Origin of the sequence: Janthinobacterium sp. AD80 (assembly GCF_002878455.1) — a bacterium.
GTDB lineage: Bacteria > Pseudomonadota > Gammaproteobacteria > Burkholderiales > Burkholderiaceae_D > Janthinobacterium.
On sequence record NZ_NRDQ01000204.1, the window covers coordinates 1 to 9,507 of the forward strand.

Here is a 9,507-nt window from a genome sequence, read left to right on the forward strand (position 1 = left end):
GAACACGGCCACGGCGTCGGCCAGGCGCGCCGCCTGCTCCTGCATGGCTTCCGCCGCAGCGGCAGCCTGTTCCACCAGGGACGCGTTCTGCTGCGTCACCTGGTCCATCTGGCTGATGGCCTGATTAACTTGCTCGATGCCGGCCCGCTGTTCGTCGCTGGCGGCCGAGATATGCCCGACGATGCTGCTGACCTTGTGCACGCTGTCGACGATCTCGTGCATCGTGTGTCCCGCCTCGTCGACCAGGCGCGCGCCGCTTTCCACTTGCGCCACGGAATCGTTGATGAGGGCCTTGATTTCCTTCGCCGCGCCGGCGGAGCGTTGCGCCAGGTTGCGCACCTCGGTGGCGACGACGGCAAAGCCGCGCCCCTGCTCGCCGGCCCTGGCCGCTTCGACAGCCGCGTTGAGGGCCAGGATATTCGTCTGGAAGGCAATGCCGTCGATGACGCCGATGATGTCGACGATCTTGCGCGAGGAATCGTTGATCGAGCCCATGGTCGCCACCACCTGCGCCACCACCGCGCCGCCCTTGCCCGCCACCGTCGATGCGCTTGCCGCCAGGCCATTGGCTTCGTGGGCATTCTGCGCATTCTGCTGGACCGTGCCCGTCAGTTCTTCCATCGACGAGGCCGTCTCTTCCAGCGAACTGGCCTGCTGTTCCGTGCGTGCCGACAAGTCCAGGTTGCCCGAGGCGATCTGGCGCGACGCCGTGGCGATGGTCTGCGTGCCGCCGCGCACTTCGCTGACGATGCGCAGCAGGCTGGCCGTCATCTCCTGCAAGGCCTGCATCAGTTCGCCCGTTTCATCGCGCGAGCGCACGTCCACGCGCACTGTCAGGTCGCCCTGCGCCACTTGCCTGGCCACCTCGATGGCCGAGCGCAGGGGCCGGCTGATATTTCTTGCCAACCACATGGCCACCAGCGCGGCCAGCACGAGTGTCACCAGGCCGCCACCGAGCAAGACCCAGCGCGTCTGCGCTTGCAGGCTGGCCACGGCCTGCGAACGCTGCGCCAGCAAGGCCGACTCCGCCTGCCCGACGTCCTTGAGCAGCGCGCGCATGGCGTCCATGCCAGCCTTGCCGCGCCCCTGCTTTTCCAGCGCCAGCACCGGCTCGATGGCGGCCGTGCCCTGCGCCACGGCGCGCCGCAGGGCGATCACGGGATCGAGCGCGCCCGCCAGCCAGGCGTTCTGGGCGGCATCGAGTTTCGCCAGGCGCTCCTGCTGCGCCGGATTGTCGCTGGTCAGGGCGCGCGCCTTGTCCAGGTGCTGGCGAAACGCCGCCTTGCCCGCCGCATACGGTTCCAGCGAAGAGTCGGCACCCGTGATCACGTAGCCGCGCTGGCCCGTTTCTATATTGATCAGGCTTTCCAGGACGGCGTCATTTTCAGCGAGCACCTGATAGGTATGCGTATTGATGGCGCTGGCGTCGGCCAGTTTTGAGAAATTCAGGGTGGCAACTGTGACCAGGACGGCCAGCAGCAGGACAATGGCGCCGAAGCCGCCGTACAGGCGGGTGGCGATGCGAAGGTCGGCAATGCGCATGGTATTCCTCCAGGAACAAGAACCCCGGCAGCGCGGCGGTCCCCCGCGCAAGGGGTGCAGGCAGAAATTCTACCCAAAATTGCCGGCAAACAGCGCGTCTTTGCCGCCTTTTTCTTTACTTGTGACATTGCAAACTTGAAACAAAGCAGGCGCTTTTTTGCCAGGCTGTTATACTTCGCGTGTGCGGCACATATGACCAGTCCCCTTGCCGCTGTCTTTCGACCCCTAATCTGATTGCCTGCGACTGGCGCCCCACGATGGCGACAGGCCGATCTCACAATAAAGTTACCATGTCCTTTTCCTCCCTCGGATTGTCCGACGCTATCGTACGTGCCGTTACCGAACACGGCTACACCGTGCCGACCCCGATCCAGTCGCAGGCGATTCCCGCCGTGCTCGCTGGCGGCGACTTGCTGGCCGGCGCACAAACCGGTACCGGCAAGACGGCCGGCTTTACCCTGCCTGTGCTGCACCGCCTGTCGACCGACGCCAACGGCGCTGCCATCACCAGCAACACCTCGACGCGCCCGATCCGCGCCCTGATCCTGGCACCGACGCGCGAACTCGCCGCGCAGGTCGAGGAAAGCGTGCGCGCCTACAGCAAGTACACGAAACTGAACTCCGCCGTGATCTTCGGCGGCGTCGGCATCAACCCGCAAATCAAGCAATTGAAGCATGGCGTCGACATCCTCGTCGCCACGCCAGGCCGCTTGCTGGACCACATGGGCCAGGGCACGGTTGATTTGTCGAAAGTGGAAATCCTGATCCTCGACGAAGCCGACCGCATGCTGGACATGGGCTTCATCCGCGACATCAAGAAAGTGCTGGCCGTGCTGCCGCCGAAACGCCAGAACCTGCTGTTCTCGGCAACGTTCTCGGAAGAGATCAAGGCCCTGGCCGACGGCTTGCTGAACAAGCCTGCCATGATCGAAGTGGCGCGCCGCAATTCGACCGTGGAAGTGATCAAGCAAAAGATCCATCCGGTCGACCGCGACAAGAAGCACCCGATGCTGTCCTACCTGATCAAGTCGAACAACTGGACGCAAGTGCTGGTATTTACCCGCACCAAGCATGGCGCGAATAAACTGGTCGAGCAGCTGGGCGCGGACGGCATTGGCGCGCTGGCCATCCACGGCAACAAGAGCCAGTCGGCGCGCACGCGCGCGCTGTCCGAGTTCAAGGATGGCACCTTGCAAGTGCTGGTCGCCACCGACATCGCCGCGCGCGGTATCGATATCGACCAGTTGCCGCACGTCGTCAACTACGACTTGCCGAACATTCCGGAAGACTATGTGCACCGTATCGGCCGCACGGGCCGTGCCGGCGCCAAGGGCGAAGCCGTGTCGCTGGTCTGCGTGGATGAGCACGAAATGTTGAAAGACATCGAAAAGCTGATCAAGCAAACCCTGCCGCGCGAAGTCATCGAAGGCTTCGAGCCGGACCTGAACGCCCGCGCCCAGCCTGTGCAATTGCGCAGCGGCACCGGTGGTCACCGCAACAACAGCCGCGCGCCAGCCGGCGCCGTGGTGCGCGTGAAAACCGGTGGCGGCGGTGCCAAGCCACGCAGCGCCGGCCCATCGGGCGGCGGCGGTGGCGGCGGCAACCGTTCGGGCAATGCGCCGCGCTCGGCGGCCAACCACCGCTCCGGCGGCCGCGGCCGCTAAAACGCGGCCTGAAAGCTGCTGCGCGGGGCGCTATTGCGTTTGCGTTGCTCGCCGTACCTGAGTACGGCTGCGCTACTCAACGCAATATCACTCCCGCTCGCGACGCTTTCAGGCGGCGTTTGTCTTGATCCAACAGACGACAAAAACCGTTCCAGGACTGGCTCCTGGGACGGTTTTTTCATGCACGCCACCATTTGCCGATTTGGGCTAGGATAGTGTCACCATCCCTTTCGCGCCCAGACCATGCCGAACTTCGCCGCCAACCTCAGCCTGCTGTTTACCGAACTGCCCTTCCTTGACCGTTTTGCCGCCGCGCGCAAGGCGGGGTTCGAGGCTGTTGAATTCCTGTTTCCGTATGCGCTCGAAGCACGCCAGATCGCCGCGCAGCTGGACCAGCATCAATTGCAGCTGGCCCTGTTCAACCTGCCGCCGGGCGACTGGGAGCGGGGTGAACGGGGCATCGCCTGCGATCCGCGGCGGGGCGAGGAATTTCGCACTGGCGTGGCGCTGGCGCTAGAGTATGCGCTGGCGCTGGGGGCCACGCAGCTGCACTGCATGGCGGGCATCGTGCCGGCCGGCATGAGTTTGGAGCGGGCGCGGCAAAGCCTGATCGGCAACCTGCAATTCGCGGCCGACGCCTGCCGCCCGCATGGCATCAACGTGCTGATCGAGCCGATCAACCATTACGACATGCCCGGCTACTTCCTCAACCATAGCGAGCAGGCGGCCGATATCATCGCCGACTGCCAGCGCGGCAATATCTTCCTGCAATACGACATTTATCACATGCAGCGCATGGAAGGCGAACTGAGCAACACCATCCGCGCCCTGCTGCCCCTGATCCGCCACATCCAGATCGCCGACACGCCGGGCCGCCACGAGCCGGGCACCGGTGAAATCAATTACCGCCATATCTTCAGGCTGCTCGATCAGGTCGGCTACACGGGCTGGGTCGGCTGCGAATACCGTCCCGCCGGCGATACCGCCGCCGGCCTGGGCTGGCGCGAACAGCTGGCCTGAGCCCCAGCGGGCGCGGCTGCCATGCCTGCCGTGCTCCGCTAATTGCTCAGCGCTTGCGCCCGCACAAGGCACACGGGGCCGGGCGCAACCACAATACCTTTCCATACAGAACACATCGTATCGCGAGGTGACGTGTCTTCCCTACCTGCCCGCTATTGCGCCATCGTGCTCCTACCCATCTTGCTGCTGTGCGGCTGCGCCAGTTCGCGCACGGACCTGGCGCAAGTGCGCGCGCTGGCCGCCGGCGCCGATGCCTTGAACACCTTCGGCGAACTGTCGCAGCGCCATGTCGACAGCTACCAGCGCGCCCGCCCCTATCTGTCAGCCGCCGAAGACGCGCGCGAGCAGCTGCTCGACGCCCAGCGCCGCGCCGCGCAAGCCGACGTGGCGCGCCTGGCGCAAGCCGTGCGCCTGTACCTGCAGGCGCTGGGCCGGCTGGCACGGGCCGATGCGTATGACATCGCACCCGAGCTGGCCAGCGCCGGCGCCGCCATCCGCGCCTGGCCCGGCAGCGGCATCGACGACCGCCATGTCAGCGCCTACAGCATATTGCTGCAGCAACTGTCGCGCCTGGGCGGCGCGGCCAGCCAGCAGGCGCGCCTGTCCCAGGTGCTGCACGACGGCGATGCGCCGTTGCAAGACTTGCTGGCTGCTCTGGACAGCGTGCTGGCGCTGTACGACAAGAGCGGCGACAACGAACGCGACGTGGTGCTGGGCCTGCTGGAAGTGGAGATCGCGTATGCGGACACGCCGCAGCAGCGCCTGCTGGCCGTGCTGGCGAAAAGCCTGCAGCAAAGCAAAAGCGAGGAATACCGGCTGGCCGGCCTGCGCCATACCCTGGCGCGCCGGCACCTGGCGGCGCTGGGACGCGACCATGCGCGCCTGGCCACGGCAGCCTTCACCACCACGGAGGCAGGATGGATGGATCGATAAGCAGCGAACGCCGCGAGGCGGCACTCAGCAACGCCATGCGCGTGGAGCAGCTGGCCGACAGCCTGTCGCAGGCGGCCATCACCCTGCACGGCGCCGTCATGCGCGCCATCCGCCGCCGCGCCAGCCAGGGCGAAAACGGCATCAGCCACAGCCAGGCGCAAGCCGTGTTTGCGCTGGAAGTGGCCTTGCGCCAGCAAGCCAACCAGCTGTATGCGGATGCCGCCGGCCACACGGTGGCGGGCCTGGACACGGCGCAGCGCCAGCTCAGCGGCCTGCTCGACACGGTGCGTCTGAGCATTGCCCGCAACGACGATGTGCGGCACTGGATCAGCCTGGCGACGAGTTTATTGCACCTGGGCAGCGCCGTGCTGGCCGGCCACCCGGAACGCATCCTCAGCACCCTGGGCAAGGTGCGTGAGCGGCTGCAAGAGATGGCGCCAGACTGATTGAAATCAGCCATCGGGCGCCTATACTGGGACGTCCCCGCATGGCAATCGTGCCGGCGGAGCCACCAGAGGAGACCAACATGCGTATCGAACCGTATTTGCAATTCAATGGAAACTGCGCACAGGCATTGGAATACTACCGCCAGCACCTGCATGGCACCGACCTGTGCCTGATGCCGTTTCGCGGCACGCCGGGCCAGGAGCAAGTCAAGGAAGACTGGTACGACAAAATCATGCACGGCTCCGTGCAACTGGGCCCCACCATGCTGATGGGCTCGGACGGCGGCTGTTCCGAAGATGGCGCGACGGGCATGCGCGGCAGCTCGGTATGCCTGACCCTGGATACGCCGGAACAGGCCGAACAAGCGTTCGACGCGCTGGCGCGTGACGGCGCCATCCAGATGCCGCTGCAAGAGACCTTCTGGGCCAAACGCTTCGGCATGCTGAAAGACCAGTTCGGCGTAGCCTGGATGGTCAACTGCCTGAAAGAACCAGCATAGAACTACCCTGGCCTGCCTGCGCCGCATCAAACGCGGCGCGGGTAGTAACGCAAGCGGAGCGGGCAATCTTGGACTACCATACTGGAAGAGACTCCCGCCAGGTGAAGGCCATGAACGGATTGCCGAATGGATTGCCACAAGACCAGCTACAGCGCCTGCAAGGCGTGCTGGAACAACGCAAGCTTGCGCTGCTGGAACAGATCGAGAACGAAACAGCGGAAGCCGGCGCGCGCGCCTCGCTGCTCAATGAAATCGAAGCCTCGCCCGCCGACAACGCCAGCGTGCGCACCCTGAACGCGCTCGTCAGCGAAGCGGCCGAACACAACCTGGCGCAGCTGGCCATCACCAAGCATGCGCTGGCCAAGTTTGCCGACGGCAGCTACGGCCTGTGCGACAACTGCGGCGAAGCCATCGGCCTGTCGCGCCTGAACGCCCGCCCCGAAGCGCGCCTGTGCATCGATTGCCAGACGCGCCTGGAAAAAACGCAGCGCTAGGTTTCTCGCCTTAAACAACAAACACAACAAACACAACAAAGACAACAAAGGGCAAGGCATCGCTGCCCTGCCCCTTGCGACTGCCTGTACCAGCTGTATTGCCGTACTGCCATCCGTCCCCCGCCTGCATCGTGCGTGCCGGCTGGGTGGCCGGGTCTCCTCCACTGCCATTGCCCTGCTGCCAGCGGCCTGCGCCGCCAGCGTGTTCAACTCATGTGCTGGCCGCCATTGATGGCGATGTTCGCGCCCGTCACGAATGCCGCCTCGTCCGACGCCAGGTAGGCCACCAGCGCCGCCACCTCGTCCGGTTCGCCCAGGCGGCCCAGGGGGATTTGCGGCAGGATCTTGGTTTCCATGATGTCGGCCGGCACGGCCGTCACCATCTGCGTGCGCAAATAGCCGGGCGAGACGGTATTGACGGTAATGCCGTGGCGCGCCACTTCCAGCGCCAGCGCCTTGCTGAAACCATGCACGCCCGCCTTGGCGGCCGCATAGTTGCACTGGCCAAAGGCGCCCTTCTGGCCATTCACGGACGAGATATTGATGATGCGGCCCCATTTTTTTTCCAGCATGGGTTCGAGCACCTGCTTGCTCATGTTGAACAGGCTGTCGAGATTGGTGCGCATGACTTCGGACCAGTGCGGCAATTCCATCTTGCGCATGCTCTGGTCGCGCGTGATGCCGGCGTTGTTGACCAGCACGTCGACCCTGCCGAACTGTGACAGCACGCGGCCGACCGCCTCGCTGCATGCGGCATAGTCCGTCACATCGACGGGCATGGCGTGGAAATAATAGCCTTGGCCATGCTGCTCGTCGAGCCAGTTCTCCACCCGCGTATTGCCCGGCGTATGCGCCGCCACGACCTGCAAGCCCGCCGCATGCAGCCGGCGGCACAAGGCCGTGCCCAGGCCGCCCATGCCGCCCGTGACCAATGCTACTCGTTGTTCGCTCATTGCTGACTCCCCGCTTGTTATGGTTATTCTGCGTGGAATCAAGTGTAGGAGCAGTTTTTAGCGCCGGTTTTGCGCCAGATCAACTGTCCAGCCTGGGGCAGCCGTGCGCGGCGGACAGCGCGGACTGTGCAAGAATAAGACTCACTCCACAGCGAGAGGCACCGCCATGACTTATAAAACCGTGCTGCTGCACGTCGACGACAGCGCCAGCCGCGGCGCCCGCATTGATGCGGCCGCCAGCATTGCCCAGGCCTGCGGCGGCCACCTGACGGGCGTGGCCCTGACGGGCGTGTCGCGCCTGCTGTACCAGAACCAGCCCGACATTGATGCCGATCCAAACCTGGCACTGCATTTGAATTTCCTGCGCGAACGGGCCGCGCGTGCGCTCGACGGCTTTGAACAGCAGGTGCGCGCGGCGGGCGTGGCATCGTTCGAGCAGCGTGTGGTGGACGACGAGGCGGCGGGTGGCATGAGCTTGCTTGCCCGTTATGCGGACCTGGTGGTCATCAGCCAATACAATGCCAAGGATAAATCGCCGTCCGTGATGCGCGACTTCCCCGCTTACGTGCTGCTGCATTCGGGCCGGCCCGTGCTGATCGTGCCGTATGCGCCGCCGCTGCCCCTGCTGGCGCCGCCGGCCGCCGCGCGCAATGTGCTCATTTCCTGGAATGCCAGCAAGGAGGCGAGCCGCGCCGTCAGCGCCGCCCTGCCCCTGCTGCAGCGTGCCGAACATGTCCACGTGGCCATCTTCGATGCCCAGGTGCATGCTGCCGAACATGGCGAACAGCCGGGCGCGGAATTGCTGCAATACCTGGCGCGCCACGGCGTGCAGGCAAAAGTGCATTTGCTCGATGGGGGCGGCGTGCGGCGCGGCGATATCGGCGAAGCGCTGCTGTCGCAGGCGGCCGACCTGTCGGCCGATTTGCTGGTGATGGGAGCGTATGGCCATTCGCGCCTGCGCGAAACCATTCTGGGCGGCGTCACGCGCACGGTACTGCAAAGCATGACGATCCCCGTGCTGATGGCGCACTAAATCGTTTCACGAAAAAGTCCGCTAGCCGCCCTGCCAGGGCTGGCTGCGGATTTTTGCCACCTGGCGCTGCGCCAGCCACTGCCACAATTGCAGCGCGGCATCCTGCGGCAGGGCCGACATGCGGCGCGGACTGGCCAGCGCGATCTCGCAGTCGCGGTCCGACCACTCTTCGAAAGTGACTTCGCCTCCGCTAGCGACTTCAACCTGATACATCAAGCCGTCATCGTAGCCAAAGCGCAGCAAGACGGCGGCCGGGCTGCCATCGGGCGCGATAGCGGCGCCCCGGTAGACCTCGGCCAGCGCATCGGCCAGCTGTGTCGGCGAGGGCGCACAGATATCGCGTCCGTCGGCCCGTGTCAGAATGAACCATGCCTGTGTCATGACGCGCCCTCCTATCCATACTCGTTAGCATGCGAGGCAAGTAATACGGGCAGTCACCTGGGTCCATGGTCACGTCGGGCGCACGGGAACTATCCCTGTCGGCATTGTTTAGCAAGAACCACCAATACTAACAAGAATAATACCTAATTTTCGTGCAGCGCGGCATTTATGCATATTGCGGCGGCCGGCACGCGCATCAGGCCACCAGCACGGGGATGCTGAGCGGGTCGAAGTCGTGCCAGTCGCCATTCGCGATCGTGCCTTCGGCCTCTTCGATATGCTCGGCGCCAAGCCGGTGCAAGGCCTCGAGCGCCCGCTCGCGCTCGTGGGCAGCCCCCAGCGCCACGGCGATCAGCATGCCCGGATGGCGGGGCTGGCGGCGATTTTCGCCCTGCGCGTCGCCATCGCCATCCGGGCTTTCTTCCGGCTCGCCGGCGCCCTTCATTTTATTGAAGCTGTAGAGCGAACCCACGTGGGCGCCCACCAGCGCGCCGACCACCGGCCCCAGCGGCCCCGTCGCCACGGTGGTGGCCGCGCCGAT

Annotated in this window: 10 protein-coding genes and 1 pseudogene; 7 read left to right on the forward strand and 4 right to left on the reverse strand. The window is 64.9% G+C overall.

Annotated elements, in window-relative coordinates:
• Positions 1 to 1,542: methyl-accepting chemotaxis protein (locus JaAD80_RS26735; protein ID WP_102299078.1), on the reverse strand; the 1,542-nt coding region annotated here is incomplete at its 3' end.
• Positions 1,543 to 1,832: 290 nt separating this feature from the next.
• On the opposite strand from JaAD80_RS26735, the gene JaAD80_RS26740 reads away from it, so the two are divergent.
• The 6 genes from JaAD80_RS26740 to JaAD80_RS26765 all read left to right on the forward strand — a co-directional run bounded on the left by JaAD80_RS26740 (position 1,833) and on the right by JaAD80_RS26765 (position 6,599).
• Entirely contained in the window at positions 1,833 to 3,206 is a 1,374-nt protein-coding gene (locus JaAD80_RS26740) for a DEAD/DEAH box helicase (RefSeq protein WP_102299079.1), read from the forward strand.
• Positions 3,207 to 3,449: 243 nt separating this feature from the next.
• Positions 3,450 to 4,226, forward strand: a complete 777-nt coding sequence (gene otnI / locus JaAD80_RS26745; protein WP_102299081.1) for a 2-oxo-tetronate isomerase — start codon at positions 3,450 to 3,452, stop codon at positions 4,224 to 4,226.
• Positions 4,227 to 4,358: 132 nt separating this feature from the next.
• Positions 4,359 to 5,159, forward strand: a complete 801-nt coding sequence (locus JaAD80_RS26750; protein ID WP_146012554.1) for a hypothetical protein — start codon at positions 4,359 to 4,361, stop codon at positions 5,157 to 5,159.
• Entirely contained in the window at positions 5,144 to 5,605 is a 462-nt protein-coding gene (locus JaAD80_RS26755) for a hypothetical protein (protein ID WP_146012555.1), read from the forward strand. The genes JaAD80_RS26750 and JaAD80_RS26755 overlap by 16 nt, the downstream gene beginning before the upstream one ends.
• 80 nt (positions 5,606 to 5,685) lie before the next feature.
• The gene (locus JaAD80_RS26760) at positions 5,686 to 6,105 is read left to right on the forward strand and encodes a VOC family protein (protein ID WP_102299093.1); all 420 of its coding nucleotides are present in this window, start codon (positions 5,686 to 5,688) and stop codon (positions 6,103 to 6,105) included.
• Between the two features lie 110 nt (positions 6,106 to 6,215).
• Positions 6,216 to 6,599, forward strand: a complete 384-nt coding sequence (locus JaAD80_RS26765) for a TraR/DksA family transcriptional regulator (protein WP_102299086.1) — start codon at positions 6,216 to 6,218, stop codon at positions 6,597 to 6,599.
• Between the two features lie 206 nt (positions 6,600 to 6,805).
• Here the strand turns inward: JaAD80_RS26765 and phbB are convergent, their stop codons facing one another.
• Positions 6,806 to 7,552 (reverse strand): acetoacetyl-CoA reductase, encoded by a 747-nt coding sequence (phbB, locus tag JaAD80_RS26770; protein ID WP_102299088.1) that lies wholly within the window; start codon positions 7,550 to 7,552, stop codon positions 6,806 to 6,808.
• 166 nt (positions 7,553 to 7,718) lie between these two features.
• Between phbB and JaAD80_RS26775 the strand changes: the two genes are divergently transcribed.
• Positions 7,719 to 8,585: a universal stress protein gene (locus JaAD80_RS26775; RefSeq protein WP_102299090.1), complete on the forward strand. Its 867-nt coding sequence runs from the start codon at positions 7,719 to 7,721 to the stop codon at positions 8,583 to 8,585.
• A gap of 21 nt (positions 8,586 to 8,606) precedes the next feature.
• Here the strand turns inward: JaAD80_RS26775 and JaAD80_RS26780 are convergent, their stop codons facing one another.
• Both JaAD80_RS26780 and JaAD80_RS26785 read right to left on the reverse strand, forming a co-directional pair.
• Positions 8,607 to 8,966 carry a hypothetical protein gene (locus JaAD80_RS26780; RefSeq protein ID WP_102299091.1) on the reverse strand — a complete coding sequence of 120 codons (360 nt, stop codon included), beginning with the start codon at positions 8,964 to 8,966 and terminating at the stop codon, positions 8,607 to 8,609.
• Positions 8,967 to 9,162: 196 nt separating this feature from the next.
• A pseudogene (locus JaAD80_RS26785) lies at positions 9,163 to 9,507 on the reverse strand (hypothetical protein); the annotation flags it as partial.